This is a genomic window from Gemmobacter aquarius (assembly GCF_003060865.1).
Lineage (GTDB): Bacteria > Pseudomonadota > Alphaproteobacteria > Rhodobacterales > Rhodobacteraceae > Paragemmobacter > Paragemmobacter aquarius.
Window position 1 is genome coordinate 2,123,029 of record NZ_CP028918.1, and the last position, 23,608, is coordinate 2,146,636.

The following is a 23,608-nucleotide window of genomic DNA, read 5'->3' on the forward strand; positions in this document are numbered from 1 at the left end:
TCTAGGCCAAGCCCATCCCCCCCACAATGCCAAATCGCCCCCCCTCCGGCATGGCCGGCGGGGGCGGCACACTCACTTCGACGTATCGTCGGCCTTGCCACGGCTTTCGACGATCTCGTCGATCAGTCCCCATGCCTTGGCGTCTTCCGCCGACATGAAATTGTCCCGTTCCAGCGCCTGCTCCACCGTCGCGAGGTCGTTGCCGGTGTGCTTGACGTAGATTTCGTTCAGGCGGCGCTTCAGCTTTTCGGTCTCGCGCGCATGGATCATGATATCCGTCGCCTGCCCCTGATAGCCACCGCTCGGCTGGTGCACCATCACGCGGCTGTTGGGAAGGCTGAAGCGCATCCCCTTTTGCCCCGCCGTAAGCAGCAGCGACCCCATCGAAGCCGCCTGACCGATCACCAGCGTCGAAACCTTGGGCTTGATATATTGCATCGTGTCATAGATCGACAGCCCGCTCGTCACCACGCCGCCGGGCGAGTTGATGTACATGCTGATTTCCTTGGACGGGTTTTCCGCCTCGAGGAACAAAAGCTGCGCGCAGATCAGCGACGACATGCCATCATGCACGGGGCCGGACATGAAAATGATCCGCTCTTTCAGCATCCGGCTGAAGATATCATAGGCGCGTTCGCCACGGCTGGTCTGTTCGACGACCATCGGGACGAGGGTGTTCATATAGTGATCAACGGGATCGCGCATCTCGTCCTGGCCTCTTTGATGTGACACTCGGTTACCCCCGAGTCTTAGTAGCGGTCGCGGGGGGCTGCAAGGGCACCCCCCTGTCTATTGTGGACCGCGCCCAGCCCGCTTCAAGCAGCAAGACGACCGGACAGGCGCCAGATTAAGCCCAAAGCGGTAAATAAAGCCTGAGCGTCGCGTGAAAAAGCGTGCATCGGTTGTGCATAGACCGTGCATACCCGCCACCGCCCGATTTTCCGAAAAGGGCGAATTTCCAGAGACTTGCCCGAAAACACCCAGCCCCGCGCCGTCACACCCGAAACGACTGCGCGGCAATCACCACGCGCGAAAGGGCCGTCACGAAGCACAATCCGCCAAACAGCAACGCCAGCGGCACAAAGGCACTTGGCCAAAGGCAAAGCACCACAAAGAATGCGATGGTCTCGGTCCCTTCCAGCAGCCCTGCGGTGAAATAAAGCGACTTCTCGCCCCGCGACCGCGTTGTCAGCCCCCGCTTTTCGGCCAGCACCGCATAGCCCAGAAAGGTTGCGCCATTGACATAGAACGAGGCGAGCAGGAAGGATCCGGCCAGCCCGTTTACGCTCGGCTCACGCAGCACAAACGCCAGCGGAACAGCGGCGTAAAAGGCAAAATCGCAAACGATATCAAGGTATCCGCCGAAGTCGGTCTTGCCCTGCACCCGCGCCACCGCACCGTCCAGACCGTCCAGCACGCGGCTTGCGATGACCAGCCCCAGCGCAGCCCACCAAGGCCCCGCCGCCGCGATGATCCAAGCCCCCGCCAACCCCACCGCCAGCCCCGCCAGCGTCACCCCGTTCGCCCCGACCCCAAGCGCGGCCAACCGCGCGCCCACCGTGTTCAGCCCCGGATCGATCAGGCGTCGCATCACCCCGTCAAGCATCGCTTCACCTTTGCGCCATGCGGGAATGTTCTTGTTGCCCCGCTGTCCTGCCTTACGTATCGAAGTCAACAGTGCCTTTGACAACAGCGAATGACCATGCAAAGAAGAGACTTCCACCGCCTGATCGCAGGCCTTGCCCTGACGCCGGTCCTGACGGGAAAAACCCTTGCGGCAGAATGGGATGGCATCCTTTCCGCCGCCAAGGGCCAAACCGTCTACTGGCATGCATGGGGGGGTGACCCCAAGATCAACGCCTTCATCGCATGGGTCGGCGAACAGGCACAGGCCCGCTACGGCGTGACGCTCGAACATGTCAAACTCGCCTCGACCGCCGATGCCGTAGCCCGCGTCCAGTCGGAACAGGCCGCAGGCCTGACGACAGGCGGCGCGGTTGACCTTGTCTGGATCAACGGCGAAAACTTCGCCGCGATGAAAGCGGCAGGCCTGCTTTTCGGCCCCTTTGCCGAAGCCTTGCCGAACTGGCCGCTTGTCGATGTCGCAGGAAAACCGGCTGTTGTAACCGATTTCACCTTGCCAACCGATGGCTTTGAATCTCCTTGGGCCATGGCGCAGATGGTGTTCGAATACGACAGCTTGCAGATGAAGGAACCACCCCAAACGCTTGATCTTCTTGCCGAATGGGCCATCGCAAATCCGGGCCGCTTCACCTATCCGCAGCCGCCCGATTACCTTGGCGTGACCTTCCTCAAGCAGGTGCTTTACGGCATGGTCCCAGACCCCGCCTTGCTGCAACAGCCGGTGGACGACGCGACCTACCCCGCGACGGTCGCCCTGCTCTGGGCCTTTCTCGACCGCATCCACCCCGCGCTCTGGCGTTCGGGTCGCGCCTTTCCGGCGAACGAACCCGCCTTGGGCCAACTCCTTGCCGATGGCGAGATTTTCCTCTCCTTCGCCTTCAACCCCGGCCGCGCCAGCGCCGAGATTGCGGCGGGTAACCTGCCCGACACCATCCGCACCTTCACGCTAGAGGGTGGCACCATCGCCAACGCCTCCTTCGTTGCCATCCCCTTCAACGCAAGCCACCGCGCAGGCGCACAGGTGATCGCCAACCTCCTGCTCGACCCCGAAGTGCAAGCCCGCGCTCAAGACCCCGCCGTGCTGGGTTTCCAGACCGTGCTCGATGTCCAAGCCCTTCCGGAGCAAGCAAAATCCCGCTTCGACGCGCTCGACCTCGGCGTAGCCACGCTGCCACCCGCCGATCTTGGACCTGCCCTTCTCGAACCCCATGCAAGCTGGGCCACCCGCCTTGCCGCCGACTGGACGGCCCGCTACGGGGCGGCGCAGTGATCCTTGCCGCCCTGCCGCGCCTGACGCTTGCCCTTATGGCGGCTCCGGTGCTGGCGGGGTTGGCCGGAACGCTTTTCCCTGCCCTGTCGAACGGGGCCGAGGGGTTCCGCACCCTCGCCGCATGGCCCGGCCTGCCGCGCGCCTCGGCGCTGTCTCTGGGCTCGGGTCTGGCCTCGACCGCGCTGTCACTTTTCCTTTGCATCACGCTTCTCGCCGCCTTTTACGGCACCGGCGGCTTTACGCCCCTGCGCCGTCTGCTTGCGCCGCTTCTGTCGGTCCCCCACGCGGCGGCTGCGCTGGGTCTGGCCTTTCTCATCGCCCCCTCGGGCTGGATCGCGCGCGCGCTCTCGCCTTGGGCGACGGGCTGGACGGCACCGCCTGACCTGTTGATCCTGAACGACGCGTACGGAGTGTCGCTGACCCTTGGGCTTGTGGCAAAAGAGCTTCCATTCCTGCTGCTTATGGCGCTTTCCTCGCTTAACGCGGCACAGACCGACCGCGCCATGACCACCGCTTCCACGCTGGGTTATGGCCGTGTCAGCGGCTTTGTGCTGACCGTGCTGCCCGGCCTTTACCGCCAGCTTCGCCTGCCGGTCTATGCCGTGCTGGCCTATGCTATGACATCGGTCGATATGGCGATGATCCTTGGCCCTACGCTGCCACCAACCCTGTCGCAGCAGGTGGTGATCTGGCGCATGGTGCCTGACCTGACACAACAGACAACCGCTGCGGCCGGTGCGATCTGGCAACTGACGCTGGTGCTTTTCGCCCTCTTCCTCTGGCGCATCTGCGAAGGACTTGCACGGCATGCCGTCACGCTTTGGGCAACTGCCGGCCTCCGTGCGCCCGGCCTCGACGCGCCCGCTCGGGTGTTGGCCCGCCTTGCGGCCAGCACCATCGGCCTTGCGCTCTGCCTTGGCCTTGCCTCGCTCGCGCTCTGGTCGATCGCGGGCGACTGGCGCTTTCCCGACGCCTTGCCCCGCTCATTCACACTGAACGCATGGCACATCGCGCTGCCCGACCTTTTGCCCGCCACCGGACTTACGCTTGCCATCGCACTCGCCGCCACCCTGCCCGCCCTTGCGCTGACGCTCGGCTGTCTCGAGGCGGAAACCCGCCACGGTCTTTCCGCTACGCCCCGCGCCATGACCCTGCTTTACCTGCCCCTTGTCATCCCGCAGATCGCTTTCCTGCCCGGTCTGCAAACCTTCGCCCTCATGGTCGGGGCCGAAGGCACATGGCCCGCCGTTGCTGCAACGCATCTGGTTTTCGTTCTGCCTTACGTCTTCCTGTCGCTCTCGCAACCCTACCGTAGCCTCGATCCGCGCCTGACCACCGTTGGCCGCGCGCTTGGCAAGACCGAAGCGCGCATCTTCTGGACGCTCCGTCTGCCCTTGCTGCTGGCCCCCGTCCTGACCGCCCTCGCCATCGGCATGGCGATCTCGGTCGGCCAGTATCTGCCCACGCTCCTTGTGGGGGGCGGCCGCGTCACCACCCTTACGACCGATGCCGTGGCGCTGTCGTCGGGCGGCAACCGGCGGGTCATCGGCAGCTTTGCCCTGCTGCAAATGCTGCTTCCGGCGCTGTTTTTCGGCCTCGCCCTCGCCCTGCCACGGCTGATCTGGCGCAATCGGCGGGGGATGCTGGCATGAGCCTGACCTTGCAGAACCTGACTGTCGATCTGGCCGGGCACTGCCTTGTGTCGCTGGACGTAACCGTAAAACGGGGCGAAGTCTTGACCCTGATGGCCCCGTCAGGCGCGGGCAAGTCCACGGCGCTTGCCGCGATTATCGGCACCTTGCCCCCTGCATTTACCCTGACGGGCCGTATCCTGCTTGACGGCGCGGATATGACCGAGGTTCCCACCCGCCTGCGCCGGATAGGGCTTTTGTTTCAGGACGATGTGCTTTTTCCCCATCTCAGCGTCGGCGGCAATCTGGGCTTCGCCCTGCCGCCCCGCACCCCCGACCGCAAGGCTCGGATCGAAGCCGCCCTCGCCTCTGCGGGCCTCGCGGGCTTTGCCGACCGTGACCCCGCGACCCTGTCGGGCGGGCAGCGTGCACGTGTCGCGCTGATGCGAAGCCTTCTTGCAGAACCCCGCGCACTCTTGCTTGACGAGCCCTTCTCGCGGCTGGATGCTGGTCTGCGCGCGCAAATCCGCAGCTTCGTTTTCGACCGCGCCCGTATGCTTGGCCTGCCCATGATCCTTGTCACCCATGATCCCGAAGACGCCCGCGCCGCCGCTGGGCCCCTGCTTGACACGCTCGGCCGCTCGCCAATCCACTAACCAGTGACGGAGTACGACATGCCAAGGCTTTCGCTGACTCTCGCCGCCCTGTGCTTGGGGATGGTCGCACCGTCACTTGGTCTTGCCTGCCAGCTTCCCGCGAACGCGGCCACACTCAGGGCCGAAGTGATCACCCTGACCAATCTGCAACGATCCAACAAGCGTCTACGTCCTGTCTCGGGAGACCCCGCGCTTGCCAATGCCGCGCAGGCCCATGCCTGCGACAATGCCGAAAACCGACGCATGTCGCACAGCGGATCGGACGGCTCGACCCTTCCGATCCGCATGAAACGCGCAGGCTACGCCTACCGCGAGGCGTTCGAGAATGTCGCAGCAGGCTTTTTCGATGCGCCTTCGGTCATGTCGGGTTGGATGGGATCGAAAGGCCACCGCCGCAACATCCTGGCGCGTGGGGCCGAAGACATCGGCATCGGCATCGCGGTCGGAGGCGACGGGCAACTTTATTGGACGATGAACCTCGGCCGCGACTGATGCTAGCGGGCAATCACCAACTCGGCCCGCAACCCGCCCAAAGCCTCGCTCGACCCCAGCCGCAACGTACCGCCATGGCTGCGCGCAATGTCTGACGCAATGGACAGGCCCAGCCCCGCCCCACCGCCACGGTTCGGGTCGCGCGCCTCGTCCAGACGGGCAAAAGGAGCCAGCGCATCGTCGCGTTGGCTTGGCGGAATCCCCGGGCCGTCATCCTCGACGACAAAGCGCAAGGTACGGTCGGTAACCAGAACCGTCACCACCGCCTGAGAGCCATAACGCAAGGCATTTCCAACAAGGTTCTCGAGCGCCCGCATCACCGCTTGCGGGCGCAGACGCACCCGAACTCCGCCCGTTGCCCCCTGCACGATGACAAGCTCTCCCATCCTCTCGGCATTTTCGGCAACCTTCATGGCGATCGCCATCGGATCGGCCTCGATGCTGTCCTCGGTCGCATCGCCACGGGCAAACGCGAGGAATTCGTCAACCAGCCGCTCCATATCGGCTACGTCACCCAGAAGCGCCCGCGTCTCCTCGTCCTCGGGCAACATGGAAAGCCCAAGCCGCAAGCGCGTCAGCGGCGTGCGAAGATCGTGGCTCACCCCCGAAAGCATGAGCGTGCGCTGTTCGATCTGCCGCTCGATGCGCGAACGCATGTCGAGAAAGGCATTGCCAGCAGCCCGCACCTCGGCCGCGCCTCGCGGGCGATAGGCTATCACGCGGCCTTTGCCGAAGGCATCGGCCGCTTCGGCCAATAGCTTGATCGGCCGGAGCTGGTTGGACAGGAACAGAAAGGCGATCACGGTCAGAAGCACCGATGCAACGATCATCAAGACCAGCAACTGGTGCGGATTGCTGGCCGAAAAGCGGTTGCGGTCGATCTGCAACGCCATTTCGCCCCAGCGCGAAGGCATCCGCAGATTCACCTCGCTGTCAGTGACCAGATCGACCGGCCCGAGTCCCGCAATTCCTTCGCGCAAGGTGGCGATGACCACCCGACCGGACAGATCGTAAAACTCGCGCCGGTCCTCCTCCGGTCCGGCGGCCGGCTGGAACTGCACCGATTTGACCTGCAACGCTCCGCCCAACTCGGTTAGACGCATCCTCGCCGACTCGATCGTCGCCTCGCGGTTTACCTCGCGCTGGATAAGGCGCAATTCTGCAATGGCACCTACGGTCAACTGCCGTGTGACCTTTTCGAAATGCCGCTGGATGAAGGTGACCGAAACGACCAACTGGATCGTAATGATCGGCACGATCAGGATCAGGGCGGCCCTGCCATACAAACCACGCGGCATGATGGATTTTATCGACATCGCCTGTCAGACTAACCGCAGCATGCCCGCAGGAAAAGACGAGAAAGCCGATGCCCGCCGCAATACGGACGATCCGCGCCCCGAGTCCCTCGCCCATGACCGGCAGCGGGACGAACACCTATATCGTCGGTCGGGGCGCCGTTGCGGTCATAGACCCCGGTCCCGATCTCGACGCTCATCTGACGGCGATTCTCGCTGCTCTCGACCCGGACGAGAGTATCAGCCAGATCCTCGTCACCCACCCCCATCTCGATCACTCAGGTCTCGCTCCGCGCCTTGCTCGGGCCACGGGAGCCCCGGTCGCAGCCTTTGGCACCGCCACCTCGGGACGCAGCGCACGCATGGCAGCCTTAGCAGAGGCCGGATTACCCGATGCGGGCGAAGGCCTGGATCGCGCCTTCCGGCCCGATATCTTGCTCGCCGAGGGTGATAGCCTCTCCGCCGAAACCTGGAACCTGCGGGCCATCCACACCCCCGGCCACCTCGGAGCGCATCTCGCCTTTGCCATGGACGACGTGCTTTTCAGCGGCGATCATGTCATGGGCTGGTCCACCAGCCTTGTCGCCCCGCCCGATGGCGACATGACCGACTATATGGCCTCGCTGACCAAACTGCAGCGACAGCGGTGGTCACGCATCCTCGCCGGCCACGGCGACCCGATTGATAACCCTGCCGCTCGGCTGGCAGACCTTGTTGCCCATCGCAAGGACCGCGAGGCCCAGATCACAGCAGCTCTGGCCCGCGCACCAGCGAGTGCATCATCCCTCACAAAGCTTTTGTATACCGGAATTTCAGAAAGGTTAGTCAAGGCAGCCAACGCAAACGTCCTCGCCCATCTCATTGATTTACATGCGAAAGGCCAAGCAAAATGCGCCGACCCACTCAGCGCGGAAAGCATTTTTCACCAAACCTGACCCGCTACGGACTTTTCTACGCTTTCCCCCTTTACGCCCTCCGAACCCATTGCTATAGACCCCCCGTGTTCCGGCGTAGCTCAGCGGTAGAGCAGTTGACTGTTAATCAATTGGTCGTAGGTTCGATCCCTACCGCCGGAGCCAAAATCTAAAAAATCGAACTAGAATAACGGTTTAGAGCGAAAGCTTTAACCGTTCTTCTTGTTCAGTCCCTCTGTGCCCAATGTCGCGGCTTTTGTTGCGCACAATGTATCGGAGCCAAAAGGATGGGACGCATCGCCGACATCTCGAAACGCGGCACTGTCTGGTGGTATCGCCGCCGTCATCCCGGCATTTCCTTGAAGCGGCCACAGAATCCCCACGAAACGCAGGCTTCCTGCACGTATTGGACAACGGTCCAGGCGCGGGGACATGTCGCGGTAAGCTTGCAGTCCACCTGTTCGCGGGAAGCGCGACGGACGGCGGCCATGCTCACCGATCTTCTGGAAAGCGCTTGGGCCAGCATTGAGGGTCAGATTGCCGCGATGACGGAAGAGGAACAGAACGAACTGGTGGATGAGGCTGCCGGGGTGATCACGCAGAACCTTCGCCGCGCCGTTGACCGGTTCCGGCAGCTGCCGCTGCAACTGTCCGACGCCGTCCGCGCCAAAGCCTTCCAGATTGTCGCGGCAGACCTTCAGGCCGCCTTCGGGCTGGGATCGGACGCCCCTTCCCTCTCAGCGCCTCTCCTGACCCCGCAGGAGGCCCACAAGGGCGAAGCTTATGCCGGCTTGCCCGATGGCGGGCTGAACCAGTCCATCCTCGATCTGCTGACCAACGAAGATTTCGAAAACCTCGCCCGGATCAACCTGGCGAATGGCGACCTCTACACCGGCGTCCCCGATGCCTTCCTGATCCAGCAGTCCGAGGGCACGATGATCGGTCTTGCCGAAATGCTCGACCAGTATCTCAAAGCCTGCGACCGAAGCGGCCTGAACCCCGCGTCCGCGATGCCACCCTTCGCGGAACTCTCGACCGATTACCTGCGCACCGCAGCAAGGATCGGCTTGAAGTGAGGTGCCCCTAGATTTGTAGACGCTTTGCCGCCTAACTTTGAGGCTAGGAGGCCGACATGGGGACGAGCAATTACAGCGACGAGTTCAAGCGTTACGCGGTGCAGCAGATCCGGGTGCGTGGGTATCCGGTTCGTGAGGTTTCGTAGCGCCTCGGGGTGAGTTCGCACTCGCTTTACAAGTGGCTTCGACTGTTTGCCGAGCCTTCGGCGAAGGTCGTCGGCGTGCAGGCCTGGTCCGAGAGCGGCAAGGTCTACGGCTATCGCAAGCTGGCTGACGATCTGCGCGATCAGGGGGAGCAGGTCTCCGAGAACCGGGTCGCCCGGCTGGCTGGCCTTGCGGGCATCGCCGCCCAGATCGGCTACAAGCGCCGCCCGGGACGATATGGCGGGAAGCCTGCTGTGGTCGCGTCCAACACCTTGGACCGCCAGTTCGAGGTCGATGCGCCCGACAAGGTCTGGGTGACCGACATCACCTACATCAAGACCCACGAGGGCTGGCTATGCCTGTCTGTCGTCATCGACCTCATCTCGCGCCCCTCGCCATGGGCCTCGGACCAGTGGCGGCACCATGGCTCGAGGTGGGCTGGTCCGCCCGGCCCCGCATGACAACCGACCTGGCGCTGCAGGCCCTGCTTGCAGCCGTCTGGCGGCGCAAACCCACGGCCAAGGTGATGATCCATTCTGACCAGGGATCGCAGTTGACGTTGCCGCGAGTGGCAGGTGTTCCTTGCCCGGCATAATCTTGAGCCCAGCATGAGCCGCCGCGGGAACTGCCATGATAATACGATGGCCGAAAGCTTCTTCCAGCTCTTGAAGCGGGAACGCATCCGACACCACACCTACCTAACCCGCGATGCGGCAAGGCAGGACGTCTTCGAGTACATCGAGATGTTCTACAACCAGAAGCGCAAACACACGAACAATGGCATGCTGTCGCCAGTTGACTTCGAAATCAGGCAGCAGAAACTGAACGAGGCAGGTGTCTAGGAAACTAGGGGCACCTCAGAGATTGATCGAAGATCAATCTGTTCCAGATGACTGACAAGCTCTTCCGAGAGCGCTACTGCACAGCATGACGGACTCGTAAGCGATTTTAGCTGGCCGATGCGGCCACCCCTTCAGCGCAGTCGTCGGGGTACCCTGCGATAGTCTGCTTCGTCTTAATCGCGATCATCTTTGCCGGGTTCTGCTGCCTGCCAGATGAACGTCGGCTTTCGGGCGACTGACGAAGAAGCATCTCGACGGTGCGACGGTCCGCTTTGGGCCGTTGTCGCCCGACCCTGCGCGAAGGGCGGAAGCGGACGTTCGCCCTGCGGCACCGGCACTTTCACCTATTCCTTCCGCGTTTAGACCGAGACGCCGAAGATACGGCCCACGCCCGCCGTGATGGCCATCGCCGCAGCGCCCCAGAAAAGCACGCGCGCGGTGGCCCGCAGTTTCGGCGCACCGCCCGCGTGCGCACCCAAGGCACCAAGTCCTGCAAGGCTGATCAGCGTGGCGACCACCACGGCGGCGATGATCCACGAGTCCGGTGCCAGCGCGGCAGCGGCCATCGGCACGGCGGCGGCCAGCGTAAAGGTCAGGCCCGACGCGAAGGCCGCCTGCAACGGGTTCGCCGTATGCACCTCAGACAGCCCCAACTCGTCACGCACATGCGCGGCCAGCGCGTCCCTTTCCGTTAACTCGCGCGCAACCAAGGCAGCCGTCTGCGGCGACAGACCGCGGGATTCGTAGATCGAGGCCAGCTCCTGCTCTTCCGCCTCGGGCGTGTCGACCAGCGCCTGTTTCTCGCGCGCGATATCTGCGCGTTCCACGTCGGATTGCGAACTCACCGACACGTATTCGCCCGCCGCCATCGACATGGCCCCCGCCGCAAGCCCCGCAGCGCCAGCAATCAGAATCGCCGCACGGCCGGGATCGGCTGCGGCTACCCCCACGATCAGCGAGGCGACCGACACGATGCCGTCATTCGCCCCAAGCACAGCAGCACGCAGCCACCCCGCGCGGTCGAGGTAATGCAGTTCCTGATGGGCGGATTGGTAGGCGAGGGTCATGATGGTCTTTCCGTCATACTGGATGGGTCAGGGATAAGGCCGATGCTGGCGCGAAAGCCGTCGTTCCGGCCCGGAATGGGCGACTGCAATAAAAGCGTCGATCCGATGCGTCCGGCGATGGTCTGGACGATGGCAAGCCCAAGCCCGCTGCCCTCGCCGCCGCCGACCCGTACGAAACGGTCGGTCAATATCGCCATCCGCTCGGACGGGATCGAAGCACCGCCATTCTCTACCGTAAGGCGACCCGAGGTGTCGAGCGTAACCGTAATCGCCGCATTGCCGCCGTGTCGCAGCGCGTTCTCGATCAGGTTGCGTGTCACGATTGCTGCCGCATCTGGATCAACCGTCGAGGGCACGGCCACGTCAGGCAAAGCCAGATGCAACCGCGCCACATCGCGCTCGCCGCGGAAATCCTGCGCCACGAGCGCGACGATGGCCGCGATGTCGGCAGCTTTGTCGACCACCAGTCGCGCCCCCTCGGCACGGGCGAGTTGCATCAGCTTTTCCGACAGCCGCGTCAGCCGTTTCAAAGTGGCCTCCACCTCGTCGGCGCGCCGTCTGGTGTCGGCATCGGTGGATTGCTGTCGCAAGCGCTGCACCTGCGCCAACGCTCCGGCAAGCGGCGTGCGCAATTCATGCGCGGCGTTGGCAGCGAAACTACGCTCGGCGGCAAAGGATGTCTCGAGCCGCGCCAGAAGGTCATTCACAGTATCGGCCACGGGCCGCAGTTCGGTCGGCAGCCCCTCGCGCGCCAAGGGCGTCAGACGGTCGGCACTGCGCCGCGCCAACTGGTCGCGCAGGCGGTCCAGCGGACGCAAACCGAAACCCAGCCCGTAAAAGATCGCCACCACGCTCAGCGGCACCGTGACCAGCAGCGGCAATGCCAGCGCGACCACCATCTCGACAGCCACCTCGCGGCGATGCGACAAAGGTTCGGCGATGGTCAGGATCACCGTGCCGCTAACAGCAGTCTCCTGATAGAAGCGCAGGCCGTTCGCATCGTGGAACCCCTCGGCATCGAACAGCGGAAACTCCGCAGGCTCGGCCCGATGAGAGGTCAGCAGCAGCGCCCCCGCCCGGTCGCGCACCACATAGGTGAAATGTTCCTCATGCGCGGCAAGTCCCGTGACACGGCGGGTGACCCCCGCCTCCTCGCGGTTCAGCACATCGACGACGGCCAGTTGCAGGATACGTTGCCCCGTCTCCTGCAACGCGGAATCGAACACTTCGTCCATCTCGTCCGACAACAGCCTTGCAGTCAGCGCCGCCGTCACCAGCCACAGGGCCGTGACGATCAGCGACAGCGCAACCGCCGACCTTATGCGGATCGACGCGCCCTTCATGGCCGCGCCATGCGGTAGCCCAGCCCGCGCTCGGTCACGATCAGATCGGCCCCGAGTTTCTTGCGCAACCGGCTGATGTGGACTTCGATCGTGTTGCTCTCGACCTCGCTGTCGAAGGAATAGAGCCGCTCTTCCAGCACCGGCTTCGACAAGAGCTGACCCGGCTTTTGCAGGAACGCCTCGAACAGCACCCATTCGCGCGCGGTCAGCGGCACCGGCTTTCCGGCCCGCGTCAGACTGCGGGCGGCAATGTCGACAGAAAGCTCGCCCAGTTCGATGCGCGGATTGGGGTTGCCCGCATAGCGGCGCGACACCGACCCGATCCGCGCCGACAACTCGCTCAGATCGAACGGCTTGACCAGATAGTCGTCCGCGCCCGCATTCAGCCCCTCGATCCGGTCGGACACCTGATCGAGCGCGGTCATGATGATCACGGGCGTCGTATCGCCCTTGGCCCGCAAGCCGCGCAGAAACGGCAGACCCCGCCCGTCAGGCAGCATCAGGTCAAGCAGGATCAGGTCGAAATGCGCCACCGCCAAGGCATCGCCCGCCTCGTCCAGCCGTGCGGCATGGTCGATGGAATGTCCCTCGCTTTCGGCCTGCTCGCGCACGGCCCCTGCGATCACGCGATCATCCTCGACCAGCAGTATCCGCATCCTGTCCCCGTTCCCGGCCATCCTCGGCCAATCCTGCGCCCTGCTATTGTGCCAACCTGACGCGGACCTGAAGCGAATTTTTTCACCCCTTCAGGCAGGCGTCAGCTTCGGGAACCAAAAGCACCGCGTGGAAGCGATCCGGAGTGTCACGCATGATCCGCCTGTCAACAAGCCTTGTGATCGTCGGTCTGCTGGCAGCAGGGCCCGCATTCGCAAAGGCCGATTGCGCCGTTCCGATGGCCAGATGGCAACCGCGCGATGCGGTCGCGGCCTTTGCCGGTGAAAACGGCTGGCGCGTCTCGCGCATCCGTCTTGATGACGGTTGCTACGAGGTGACGGGCTTCGACGCCAAAGGACGCAGGATCGAGGTCAAGCTCGATCCTGCATCCCTGTCGATCCTCGAGATGGAATACGAGGACGACGACGGCGGCGAAGGTGAGGACGGCGAAGACCACGAAGGCGCTGATGACTGAGCAGGCGCAGTCCACCTCTACCCCAACAGAACAAGGAAATAACGCCATGAAACAGGCAATCACCCTCCTCATCGCTGGCAGCGCCATCAGCCTTGCGGGCGCGGCCTTCGCCGGTGCCGCAGCGGCACCCGCACATGCCTTTGTCTTTGAAGGCCCCACCATGGACACCGCTACCGCGACCCGCGCACCGCTCTGGCGCGTCAGCGGCGACGATGACGAAGGTGAAGACGGCGAAGGCTGGTTCTTCTCCAAATCGGCGGGCGGCGAGTCCGACGAAGAAGGGGGAGACGACAACTGCGATGACGATGACGACGAAGACGGCGGCTGCACCGCAGGCGCGGCAGGCAATGCCGCCCCCGCAGGCACCGTCGCCCCGCCCAGGAACGGCCTTTTCACCAACGGCACCGCGCCGCAGGTCAAAACGAACTGAACGGAGTATCCACATGAAACCGCTTCACGCAGCCCTTGCCCTGACCACCGCGATCATTGCCCCCGGTCTCGCCGCAGCCCGCCCTGTCACCCTGACCACGAACCTCGCGCCCTATGGCGGGCGCGGGGCCTATCTCGCCTTTTACGTCACCGATGCCTCGGGGGCCTATGCGGGCAGCCTGTGGATGGCGGGCGGAAAGTCCAAGTATTACCGCCACCTGTCGGACTGGGCCCGCCTGACCGGCGGCGATGTCGCACAGGTCGACGGCATCACGGGGGCCAGCGTCGGCTCGGGCCAAAGCCTCGATCTGACGATGGACCTTGCCGATGCGCTCTTCGATGCGGGCTACACGCTGCACATCGACGCCGCCGCCGAAGACATGCGCGAAAGCCCGAACGAAATCGCTGTGCCGTTGACGACGACAGGCGCGGGCCAGCCCGTGCAGGGCCGCCGCTACATCGCCGATTTCAGCTACGCCTTCTGACAGGACCGATCATGCTCCGCTCACTCCACCGCTGGCCCGGCCTCTTGGCCGCCGTCCTCGTGCTTGCCCTGTCGCTTAGCGGCGTGGCCCTGTCGGTCTTTCCGGCGGTGGAGGCCATATCCGCACCCCCCGCCGTGGCGGGCCAGACCGTGGCCGACCTTGCCGCCAAGGTTCAGGCAACCCACCCGACCGTCGAACAGATCCGCCGCGCACCTTCGGGCCGCATCACCGCCTACTGGTTCGACGGCAACACGCCCGGCTCTGCCGTGATCGACCCCGCGACCGGACAGGACGCAGGCAGCGCCGACCCGTCAGCGTTCAGGACGTGGCTGACCGATTTCCACCGCGCCCTTCTCATGGAAGATGCAGGCCGCTGGACCACCGCCGCGGCGGCTCTGGCGATGCTGGTCCTGTCGGTCTCTGGCGCGGCACTCGTCGCCCGCCGTCAGGGCGGATGGCGCAAGTGGTTCGCCCCGATGCGCGGCCCCGCTGCCGGTCGCTGGCACGGCGAATTCGCACGGGTCGCGGTCGCGACGCTGACCCTTTCCGCCTTCACCGCGCTCTGGATGACGGCATCGACCTTCGACCTTCTGCCCGCGGACGAGGCGAACGCCGCCTTCCCCGCGACCGTCAGCGGCCAGACCGGCCTTTCCCCCGCCGCCATGCCCGCGCTTGCCGCCGTTCCCGTCGCAGATCTGCGCGACCTGACCTTTCCTTATGCCGGAGACGCGACCGATGCCTTTGCCCTGACCACGTCGCAAGGCACCGGCTTCGTCGACCAGGGCACAGGCGCGCTTCTGGTCTGGGCGGTAAACGGGCCTTGGGCGAACATCGGCGAATGGATCTACCTGTTGCACACCGGCGAAGGCGCGGCATTCTGGGGCCTGATCCTTGGCCTTGCCACCCTCGCCGCTCCCGTCCTTGCCGTGACCGGAACGCTGGTCTGGCTGCGCAACCGCCGAAACCGACCCTCTGTCGCGGGCATGGCCAGCGCGGGCAAGGCTGAAACCGTGATCCTCGTCGCCAGCGAAGGCGGCAGCACTTGGGGCTTTGCCAAGGCCCTCGGCCACGCCCTGCAACAGGCGGGCGGCAGCGTCCACATCGCCCCGCTTTCCGCCTTTGCCCCGCAGGCCTACAGCGCAGCCCAGCGCATCCTGATCATGGCCGCCACATGGGGTGACGGCGATGCCCCCGCCGCATCGCAAAGCGCGCTTGGACGGGTCGCCGCAGCCGCCCCGCATCCCACAGCACGCCTTGCTGTCCTCGGCTTCGGCGACCGCAGTTTTCCCGCCTTCTGCGGCTATGCCGAAGCCATCGACACCGCGGCCCGCGCCGCCGGATGGCAGATGCTGCTTCCCCTCGACCGCATCGACCGACACTCCGCGCAAGCCTTCGCCCGCTGGTCGGCCACCCTGGGCGAGGCAATCGGCACCCCGCTTTCGGCAATCCACCAGCCCGAACCGCCGCGGACGACTGCACTCACCCTCGTCACCCGCCGCGACTATGGCGAGGCCGTGCAAGCCCCCACCGCCATCCTGCGCTTCGCCCTGCCCAGCGCCTCGCTTTTCGACCGGATCGCTGGCCGCGGCCTGCCGCGCTTTCAACCTGGCGACCTTCTGGGTATCGTCCCCCAAGGCAGCAGCGTGCCGCGCTACTACTCGCTCGCCTCGGGCACGGGCGACGGCTTCGTCGAGATCGTCGTGCGTAAACACCCCGGCGGCCTCTGCTCGGGGCAGTTGCTTGACCTTTCCGCAGGCCAGTCCGTGCAGGGCTTCGTCAAACCGAACCCCAGCTTCAGGCCCGACCGCAGCGATGCGCCGCTGATCCTCGTCGGCGCAGGCACCGGAATCGGCCCGCTGGCGGGCATCATCCGCGCCAATACCCGCCGTCGCCCGATCTATCTGTGGTTCGGTGCGCGCCACCCACAGGCGGATTTCCTGTATGGTGCCGACCTCGACCTCTGGTCCGCCTCGGGCCAGCTTGCCAATCTCGCCACCGCCTTCTCGCGCACGGCAACGCGGCACTATGTGCAAGACCGCCTGCGCGCCGATGCCGAACGCATCCGCGACCTCGTATCCAAGGGGGGCCGCATCATGGTCTGCGGCGGTCGCGAAATGGCCCAAGGCGTGCGCGAGACGCTCGCCGAAATCCTTGCCCCGGCTGGGCTTTCCCCCGCCACCCTGAAAGCCGGAGGCCGCTATGCCGAAGACAGCTACTGACACCGCCCAAACTCGACTGAACGGTGCGACGATGGGCACGGAGTGGAGCGTCCTCGTCCATGCGCCCCTCTCGACATCCTCCCACGCCGCCCTACAAACCGACCTGCAACGCACCGTGGACGAGGTCGACAACCAGATGTCGACATGGAAACCCGACTCGGCACTGATGAGGTTCAACGCAGCCCCCGTCGAAGTTTGGCACGCCATGCCAAAGCATCTGTTGCAGGTGCTTCAGACCGGTCTGGCCATCAGCGCCATCAGCAAAGGGGCGTTCGAAATGAACCTCGGCGATGCGGTCCGCGCCTGGGGCTTCTCGTCCGACGCCATCGACCTCGCTGCCATCAGGTCGGCCAGCGCAGCCCCCCGCGTTCCCGCCCTCGCGGCGCTCGACCTCGACCTTCCCGCCGGCCTCGCCCGCAAGACAGCACCCCTCGCGCTCGACCTTTCCGGCATCGCCAAGGGTTACGGCGTCGACCGGCTGGCCGAAACCGTCGTGGCGTATGGCATCGCCCACGCCCTTTGCGCCATCGACGGCGAAGTCCGCGCGGTCGGAACACGGGCGGACGGCGCTCCTTGGTCGGTCGGTATCGACGCACCCGACAGCGGCTTGCGTGGCAGCCATTCCGTGATCGCACTCGCCAACGCCGCCGTCGCCACCTCGGGCGATTATCGCCATTTCCTGACGATCCGCAACACGCGGCTGTCCCACACGATGGACCCGTCCACCCGAGCGCCAGTCATCGAAGCTCCGGCTTCGGTCACGGTGCTTGGGCAATCTTGCGTGTTTGCTGATGCGATGGCTACCGCCCTGATGGTCACGGGGCGTACCCGTGCCAGGCGCCTTGCTGTGGACCAAGGCATAAGTGCGCTTTTACTCGAAAGGTCTGGCGAACTGCTTTGCACTGGTCTGTTCAAAGACACGGCTCGCTTGATCAACTGACCCTTTCGGTTCGAAAGGCGGGCGTTCGACCTTCTTGGCGCGGATGTCGGGCTAAACTGGTCGAAACTCGGGTTTATGGCGCGTATTATAGCATTTCAGCCTTGCGGCGGGCGAGCGGTCCGCGCTGGCAGCTTGGCGGCGCGCCACGCTTATCGAACACCGACATTCTTTGCGATCTCGACATAGGACCTGACCTGACTCGACCGGTTCGAGCGTTTCCAGGCAAGGATCGTGCGACTGCGAAAGGCAGGGTGCATGATCTGGCGCACTTCGACGGTGCGCCCCAGAAAACCGATCAGGCTCTCGGGATAGATTGTCACCCCCAGCCCCGCTGCGACCAGCCCGATCAGCCCCAGCGTGTTCGACGCCTCGAGTGTGACCTTCAGCGAAATCCCCTCGGCGCTGAACAGGTCGTTCAGGCGCCAGCGGTATTCGTCCCATTCGCGCATGTCGCCCAAGATCATGTCCTGACCGATCAGATCTTGCGGGGTGACGCTTGGCAGCAAAAGCAGCGGGTGGTTGCGCGGCGTCACCACGTAAAGCGGTTCCGACGACAGCGAGACCGACTGATAATCGGGGTGGTCGAAGGGGCCGATCATGTAGCCAAGGTCGATCTCTTGATTGGCCAGTGCCATCTTCTGCCCTTGTGTCCGGATATAACTTAGCCGCAAATCCACATGCGGATGCGCCTGCCGGAACCGCACCACGGCGGCGGGCATCAGTTCGGTCGCGGCAAAAGCCATATAGGCCAGGCGCAACAACCCCGTCTTGCCCTCGGCCACCCGCCGCGCCGTTTCGACCCTCTCCTCATAGGTCCGCAAAAGGTCGGCGGCGGTCTGGTAGAATTGCTGCCCCGCCTGCGTCAGCGACACCTCGCGGGTCGTGCGGTCCAGAAGGCGGAAGCCAAGCGTCTGCTCCAGCTTCTGTATCCGTCGGCTCAGGGCCGACTGGTCCAGATGCAGCCGCTCCGCCGCCCGCCGGAAATTCAGATCCTGCGCAAGCGCCAGAAACGTTTGCAGGTTTTCCAGACTCGGCACCTGTTTCACCGCAATTTCCTCCCGCACGACTGATGCATGTAGTGCATCAATAAAGGCTGACACGCCATTTCCCAGCGGTCAATCCCCGTGCCACCCTGTGCAAGAGGAGCCGTCACCCCCGTAAAACAACGGAAGCGGGCGGACCCGACACCTTGACCCGACTAACCTCTGGTCGCATCAAAACGCACAGGAGACTAAATATGAGCGACGTTGACGTCAAGGAACTCGACCGTCTGCTTCAGCAGGCCTTCGACACGGCCAGCAAGCTTTACCAAGAGCGCGGCTTCCAGCGCCGCGTCGGTTTTGGCAAGCGCCCCGCGCTGATCAGCGTCGACCTTGCCAATGCATGGACGCGTCCGGGCAATCCATTCACCTGCGATCAGGAAAAGATGGACAATGAAATCATCCCCGGCATGCAAAAGCTGCTCAAAGCCTTCCGCGCCGCGCAATTGCCCGTCGTCCATGTGACCACCGCCTATGAAATCACCGACCGCAACGCCGATTTCACCGACATGGGCCTTTGGCACAACAAGATCCCGATCGACGTGGTGAACCTGAAAGACACCGACCTCTGGGCAATCGACAGCCGCATCGCCCCGATCGACGGTGAATACACGTTGCTCAAAAAGCGCGCCTCGGCCTTCCACGGCACCGAACTGGCGGGCATCCTGCGCGCCAATAATGTCGACACCATCCTTGTCACCGGCGTGACCGCTTGCGCCTGCGTCCGCCAGACCATCTGCGACGGGCTTGCCGACGGCTTCCGGACCATCGCGGTGAAAGAGGCCATTGGCGACCGCGTCCCCGGTGCAGTGGCGTGGAACCTTTTCGATATCGACGCCAAGTTCGGCGATGTCGAAACCGTCGACACCTGCGTGTCTTATCTCGACAGCCTCGCAGCGCAAAAGATCGCCGCCGAGTGACCGGCCCCGCGCCAGACGCGCACCCGCGTGTCTGGCCGACTACCGCCCACCAGAGGCGGAAGCCAACCACAGCAGGAGAGAGAACATGGCCAGAATTGGCGTCGACGTCGGCGGAACGAACACCGACTTGGTGCTGGAATGCACGAAAGGTGTTTTCTATCACAAGGTGCCCACAACCCTGAAGAACCAGTCCATCGGCGTGGTAGACGGCGTGCAGGGCATTTGCCGCATGGCAGGTATCGCCCCGTCCGAGGTGGACACCATCGTCCACGGCACCACCACCGCCACCAACATCACCATCGAGCATAACGGCGCGGAATGCGGGATGATCACGACCGAGGGTTTTCGCGACATCCTGCATATCGGACGACACAAGCGCCCCTACAATTTCTCGCTGCATTTCGACGTGCCGTGGCAAAGCCAGCCGCTGGTCAAACGCCGCAACCGCGTCTCCGTGGCCGAACGCATCCTGCCCCCCACGGGTGAAATCGCCACCCCGCTCGATGAACAGGCCGTCCGCACCGCCTGCGCCCTGTTCAAAAAGCGCGGTATCAATTCCGTCGTCATCGGCTTCATGTTCGCCTTTCTGAACGACGCCCACGAACGCCGCGCCAAGGATATCGTGCTTGAGGAAATGCCCGGCGCCTATATCACCCTCTCGTCCGAAGTGGCGAAGGTGATGCGCGAATACGAACGATTCTCGACCGCCGCGATGAACTCCTATGTCGGCCCAAAGACCGCCTTCTACCTGCGCGACCTCGACAGCCGCCTGCGCGAGGCTGGGGTCACGTCGAAGCTGCGGATCATGCAATCCAACGGCGGCGTCTCCACCGTAGACGCCTGCGCCAAACGCCCGATCCGCATCCTGATGTCCGGACCCGCAGGCGGTGTCATAGGCGGCGCCTCAGAAGGCGCGATGGCGGGCGAGGCGAATATAATCACCGTCGACATTGGCGGCACCTCGGCCGATATCTCGACCATTCCCGCGGGCGCGGTGAAGATCATGAATCCCCGCGATACCTATGTGTCGGGCCACCCCGTCCTGACCCCGATGATCGATCTTGTCACCATCGGCGCAGGTGGCGGTTCGGTCGCCTTCATCGACGAGGCGGGCGCCTTCCACGTCGGCCCGCGTTCGGCGGGGTCGGAACCCGGGCCTGCCTGCTATGGCCGTGGCGGCACCGAACCCACCGTCACCGACGCGCAGATCGTGCTGGGCAGGCTTGACCCCGACATGGCGCTTGGCGGCGACCTGAAGCTTGACGCCAGCCTGTCCTGGAAGGCCATCGAGGATAAGATCGCCCGCCCGATGGGTATGACTGTCAAGGAAGCGGCCCTCGGCATCATCCGCATCATCAACAACAACATGGCCCTCGCCATCCGCTCCAACTCCGTCGCCCGTGGCGTCGACCCGCGCGAGTTTTCAATCATGCCCTTCGGCGGCGCAGGCCCCTTGCACGGCGTGGCCCTGGCCGAAGCAATGGCCTGCAAGGACGTAATCGTCCCTGTCGCCCCCGGCATTACCGCCGCCGTGGGCTTGCTCAAGACGGATCTACAATACGAACACACCGAAGCCGTGATTGTGGAACTGAAGACGGCAAGCGACGCCGATTTTGCCCGCATCAACGCCGCGGTCACTACCCTGCACGACCGCGTGCAGGCCGAACTCGACAGTGACGGCATTGCCCGCGATGCGCAGTCGATTACGGTGATCGCCGAATGCCGCTACCACGGCCAAGGGTTCGAATTGCGCGCCACCATGCCCGAAGACCCGGTCACTGCAAGCAACGTACAGGTCATCGTCGACAGCTTCCACGACCAGCACCAGCAGGATTACGGCTACAGCTACCGCAAGGCCGAGGTGGAACTGATCACGCTCCGCGCCATCGGGTCAGCCGCCGTGCGCCGCATCGAAATACCCATGATCGCCAGAACCGACGGCAGCAGCATCGACCGAGCCTTGATGTTCGTGCGCCCGACAACCTTTGACGACGGCCGCACGTTGGAGACTCCGCGCTACGACCGCACCAAACTGTTTGCGGGCGACCGCGTACCCGGCCCGGCCCTTTTGCACCAGCACAACGCCACCACCCTCGTCCCGCCGGGCTATGTGGCCGAGACGCTGGACTACGGCAACACCCGCATCCGCCAGATCGGCGCGTAAAAGGACAGACCCATGAATGTCATGACCAATCCTGACGCGATCACCGTCGATCCGATTACCCTTCAGGTGCTGCGCGGCAGCTTCGAAACTATCGCCGAGGAAATGGGGCACGTGCTTTACCGCATGTCGTTTTCCTCGATCATCCGCGAAAGCCAGGACCTTGGCGCGGGCCTCTTCGACGTAAACTTCAACACATTGTGCGAATCCGAGTCTACGCCCATGCACATCGGATCGATCCCCGCATATCTGCGCGGCATCGCCGAAACTCTGGAAGACGGCGAATGGTACGAAGGCGACGTCGTCGTTCACAACCACCCCTATTACGGGGCCAGCCACACCCCCGATTTCGCCATCATCGTTCCGGTCTACTATCAGGACCGGCTGGTCGGCTTTGCCGGCAACACCGCCCACCATGTCGATATCGGGGCAGCCACCCCCGGACTGATCATCGACGTGCCCGATGTTTATGCCGAAGGGATGCTGTTTGCCGGCACCAAACTCTACCGCAAAGGCGAGCCGAACAACGCCATGTGGAACTATATCCGCAGGAACAGCCGCGCCGCGCAGCAACTTGTCGCTGATATCGAAGCACAGGTTGCCTCGGCTCGTCTCGGGGCCAAACGCTTCGTCGAATTGTTGGAAAAATACGGCGAATCCACTGTCTTTGCCGCCGCCCGCCAATTGATGGACTATGCCGAACGCATGACGCGCCAGCGCATCGGCGAAATCCCCGATGGCGATTACACTGCCGAAGGCTGGCTTGATGACGATGGCCGCAACCGCGACAAACAGTTGAAGGTCAAGGTCACCATCCGCGTGCGCGGCGACGAGATCGAGGTTGACCTGACAGGGTCCGCCGACCAGACCCCGACCGCCTATAACGTGCCCTTCGAAGGCTCGACCAAAGTTGCCGCCTATGCGGGTTTCCGCAAACTCCTGCTCGATGCAGCCACATCGGACCTGCGCGTACCATCGAACGAAGGCTCGTTCCGCCCGATCAAGGTGACCGCCCCCTTGGGGTCTATCTTCAACCCCCGCGCGCCTGCCTCGGCCGAGGCCCGCTTTACCCAGTGCAACCGCATGATCGACCTGATCATCCGCGCCTTGGCCCCCGTCATGCCCGAAAAGGTGATCGCGGGCTCCTCCGCCTCGATCAGCTTCGCCGCCTATTCGGGCGTGCGGCCCTCGGGCGATTACTGGGTGTTCCTCGAGGTGAACGAAGGCGCCTATGGCGGGCGGCCCCGCTCGGACGGCCCCGATTGCATCGACAACCTGATGGCCAACACCCGCAACAACCCGCTCGAAGACCTTGCGATGCACATCCCCATGATCTGCGACCGTTACGAGTTGCGCGACGACATGCCCCCAGGCGCGGGCGAATTCCGTGGCGGCATCGGCGTGGTCAAGGCGCAGCGCGTGCTGACCCCCGCCTTCATCACCCACGAATCCGAACGCCACACCGACGCGCCTTGGGGCATCTTCGGCGGTCATGACGGCACGGTCGGTCGCTGCACCATCACGAACCCCACCCGCCCCGACGACACCCGCGACATGCCGTCGAAATTCTCGGGCCTCTCGGTTGGGGCCGATGACGTGATGACCTATTACAGCCCCAACGGCGGCGGCTACGGCAACCCGCTGAACCGTCCGCCGGTCAAGGTGCTGGAAGACGTGCTCGATGGCTTTTGCAGCGTCGAACACGCACGCACCTTCTATGGCGTGGCCGTCAACCTCGATACCGAAACCGTCGACATGGCCGCCACCGAACGTCTGCGTCAGGCGCTCGGCAAACCCTGACCCCGTGGTATCCCCTGCCATGGCATCTGGCCGGTCCCCCACGGGTCCGGCCTTTTTCAGCGCGCATAACAGCTTGCACGCAAAGCCCCTTCCGCCGCCCGCCCGGCCCCG

The 23,608-nt window shown here is 64.1% G+C and carries 21 protein-coding genes, 1 tRNA gene and 1 pseudogene; 16 read left to right on the top strand and 7 right to left on the bottom strand.

Features of this window, described 5'->3' with window-relative positions:
* Positions 1-72: 72 nt before the first annotated feature.
* A complete protein-coding gene (locus HYN69_RS10195) occupies positions 73-705 on the bottom strand; it encodes an ATP-dependent Clp protease proteolytic subunit (protein WP_108435648.1) in 633 nt (210 codons plus the stop codon).
* A 289-nt stretch (positions 706-994) separates the two neighbouring features.
* On the bottom strand, positions 995-1,606 hold the full coding sequence (locus HYN69_RS10200; RefSeq protein ID WP_108435649.1) for a CDP-alcohol phosphatidyltransferase family protein: 612 nt from the start codon (positions 1,604-1,606) through the stop codon (positions 995-997).
* A 96-nt stretch (positions 1,607-1,702) separates the two neighbouring features.
* On the opposite strand from HYN69_RS10200, the gene HYN69_RS10205 reads away from it, so the two are divergent.
* The 4 genes from HYN69_RS10205 to HYN69_RS10220 are packed head-to-tail and all read left to right on the top strand — an operon-like array spanning position 1,703 to position 5,693.
* Complete coding sequence (locus tag HYN69_RS10205) at positions 1,703-2,914, top strand: ABC transporter substrate-binding protein (RefSeq protein ID WP_108437147.1); 1,212 nt, start codon at positions 1,703-1,705, stop codon at positions 2,912-2,914.
* 35 nt (positions 2,915-2,949) lie between these two features.
* Positions 2,950-4,566, top strand: a complete 1,617-nt coding sequence (locus tag HYN69_RS10210) for an ABC transporter permease (protein WP_108437148.1) — start codon at positions 2,950-2,952, stop codon at positions 4,564-4,566.
* Entirely contained in the window at positions 4,563-5,201 is a 639-nt protein-coding gene (locus HYN69_RS10215; RefSeq protein WP_108435650.1) for an ATP-binding cassette domain-containing protein, read from the top strand. The genes HYN69_RS10210 and HYN69_RS10215 overlap by 4 nt, the downstream gene beginning before the upstream one ends.
* 18 nt (positions 5,202-5,219) lie before the next feature.
* On the top strand, positions 5,220-5,693 hold the full coding sequence (locus HYN69_RS10220) for a CAP domain-containing protein (protein ID WP_108435651.1): 474 nt from the start codon (positions 5,220-5,222) through the stop codon (positions 5,691-5,693).
* A 2-nt stretch (positions 5,694-5,695) separates the two neighbouring features.
* Here HYN69_RS10220 and HYN69_RS10225 read toward each other — a convergent pair whose 3' ends face one another.
* Positions 5,696-6,991: an ATP-binding protein gene (locus HYN69_RS10225; RefSeq protein ID WP_230426373.1), complete on the bottom strand. Its 1,296-nt coding sequence runs from the start codon at positions 6,989-6,991 to the stop codon at positions 5,696-5,698.
* A 113-nt stretch (positions 6,992-7,104) separates the two neighbouring features.
* Here HYN69_RS10225 and HYN69_RS10230 point away from each other — a divergent pair, with 113 nt between their 5' ends.
* From HYN69_RS10230 to HYN69_RS10245, 4 genes and pseudogenes are all read left to right on the top strand, one after another.
* Positions 7,105-7,923 carry an MBL fold metallo-hydrolase gene (locus HYN69_RS10230; RefSeq protein WP_230426374.1) on the top strand — a complete coding sequence of 273 codons (819 nt, stop codon included), beginning with the start codon at positions 7,105-7,107 and terminating at the stop codon, positions 7,921-7,923.
* Between the two features lie 69 nt (positions 7,924-7,992).
* A tRNA-Asn gene (locus tag HYN69_RS10235) sits at positions 7,993-8,067 on the top strand.
* Positions 8,068-8,390: 323 nt separating this feature from the next.
* Positions 8,391-8,978: a hypothetical protein gene (locus HYN69_RS10240; RefSeq protein ID WP_108435654.1), complete on the top strand. Its 588-nt coding sequence runs from the start codon at positions 8,391-8,393 to the stop codon at positions 8,976-8,978.
* Between the two features lie 56 nt (positions 8,979-9,034).
* Positions 9,035-9,964: pseudogene (locus HYN69_RS10245) on the top strand (IS3 family transposase).
* 359 nt (positions 9,965-10,323) lie between these two features.
* Here HYN69_RS10245 and HYN69_RS10250 read toward each other — a convergent pair.
* The 3 genes from HYN69_RS10250 to HYN69_RS10260 are packed head-to-tail and all read right to left on the bottom strand — an operon-like array spanning position 10,324 to position 13,030.
* Positions 10,324-11,031, bottom strand: coding sequence for a VIT1/CCC1 transporter family protein (locus HYN69_RS10250; protein WP_108435655.1), 708 nt, complete (start codon positions 11,029-11,031; stop codon positions 10,324-10,326).
* Positions 11,028-12,374, bottom strand: a complete 1,347-nt coding sequence (locus HYN69_RS10255; RefSeq protein WP_108435656.1) for an ATP-binding protein — start codon at positions 12,372-12,374, stop codon at positions 11,028-11,030. The genes HYN69_RS10250 and HYN69_RS10255 overlap by 4 nt, the downstream gene beginning before the upstream one ends.
* The gene (locus HYN69_RS10260) at positions 12,371-13,030 is read right to left on the bottom strand and encodes a response regulator transcription factor (protein WP_108437149.1); all 660 of its coding nucleotides are present in this window, start codon (positions 13,028-13,030) and stop codon (positions 12,371-12,373) included. Before HYN69_RS10260 ends, HYN69_RS10255 begins: the two co-directional genes overlap by 4 nt.
* Before the next feature lie 152 nt (positions 13,031-13,182).
* Between HYN69_RS10260 and HYN69_RS10265 the strand changes: the two genes are divergently transcribed.
* From HYN69_RS10265 to HYN69_RS10285, 5 genes are read left to right on the top strand one after another with little or no spacing between them, the layout of a single operon-like run.
* Positions 13,183-13,503, top strand: a complete 321-nt coding sequence (locus HYN69_RS10265; RefSeq protein ID WP_407925226.1) for a PepSY domain-containing protein — start codon at positions 13,183-13,185, stop codon at positions 13,501-13,503.
* 46 nt (positions 13,504-13,549) lie between these two features.
* Positions 13,550-13,933, top strand: a complete 384-nt coding sequence (locus HYN69_RS10270) for a hypothetical protein (RefSeq protein ID WP_108435657.1) — start codon at positions 13,550-13,552, stop codon at positions 13,931-13,933.
* Between the two features lie 13 nt (positions 13,934-13,946).
* A complete protein-coding gene (locus tag HYN69_RS10275; protein WP_108435658.1) occupies positions 13,947-14,417 on the top strand; it encodes a DUF2271 domain-containing protein in 471 nt (156 codons plus the stop codon).
* A gap of 11 nt (positions 14,418-14,428) precedes the next feature.
* Positions 14,429-16,636 carry a PepSY domain-containing protein gene (locus HYN69_RS10280; protein WP_108435659.1) on the top strand — a complete coding sequence of 736 codons (2,208 nt, stop codon included), beginning with the start codon at positions 14,429-14,431 and terminating at the stop codon, positions 16,634-16,636.
* Positions 16,617-17,576: an FAD:protein FMN transferase gene (locus tag HYN69_RS10285; protein WP_108435660.1), complete on the top strand. Its 960-nt coding sequence runs from the start codon at positions 16,617-16,619 to the stop codon at positions 17,574-17,576. The genes HYN69_RS10280 and HYN69_RS10285 overlap by 20 nt, the downstream gene beginning before the upstream one ends.
* A gap of 149 nt (positions 17,577-17,725) precedes the next feature.
* Here HYN69_RS10285 and HYN69_RS10290 read toward each other — a convergent pair whose 3' ends face one another.
* Positions 17,726-18,622: a LysR family transcriptional regulator gene (locus HYN69_RS10290; protein ID WP_108437151.1), complete on the bottom strand. Its 897-nt coding sequence runs from the start codon at positions 18,620-18,622 to the stop codon at positions 17,726-17,728.
* Positions 18,623-18,813: 191 nt separating this feature from the next.
* On the opposite strand from HYN69_RS10290, the gene HYN69_RS10295 reads away from it, so the two are divergent.
* The 3 genes from HYN69_RS10295 to HYN69_RS10305 all read left to right on the top strand — a co-directional run bounded on the left by HYN69_RS10295 (position 18,814) and on the right by HYN69_RS10305 (position 23,497).
* Positions 18,814-19,536, top strand: coding sequence for an isochorismatase family protein (locus HYN69_RS10295; RefSeq protein WP_108435661.1), 723 nt, complete (start codon positions 18,814-18,816; stop codon positions 19,534-19,536).
* 85 nt (positions 19,537-19,621) lie between these two features.
* Positions 19,622-21,700 (top strand): hydantoinase/oxoprolinase family protein, encoded by a 2,079-nt coding sequence (locus HYN69_RS10300; RefSeq protein ID WP_108435662.1) that lies wholly within the window; start codon positions 19,622-19,624, stop codon positions 21,698-21,700.
* 12 nt (positions 21,701-21,712) lie between these two features.
* Positions 21,713-23,497, top strand: a complete 1,785-nt coding sequence (locus HYN69_RS10305; RefSeq protein WP_174213617.1) for a hydantoinase B/oxoprolinase family protein — start codon at positions 21,713-21,715, stop codon at positions 23,495-23,497.
* Positions 23,498-23,608 lie beyond the last annotated feature (111 nt).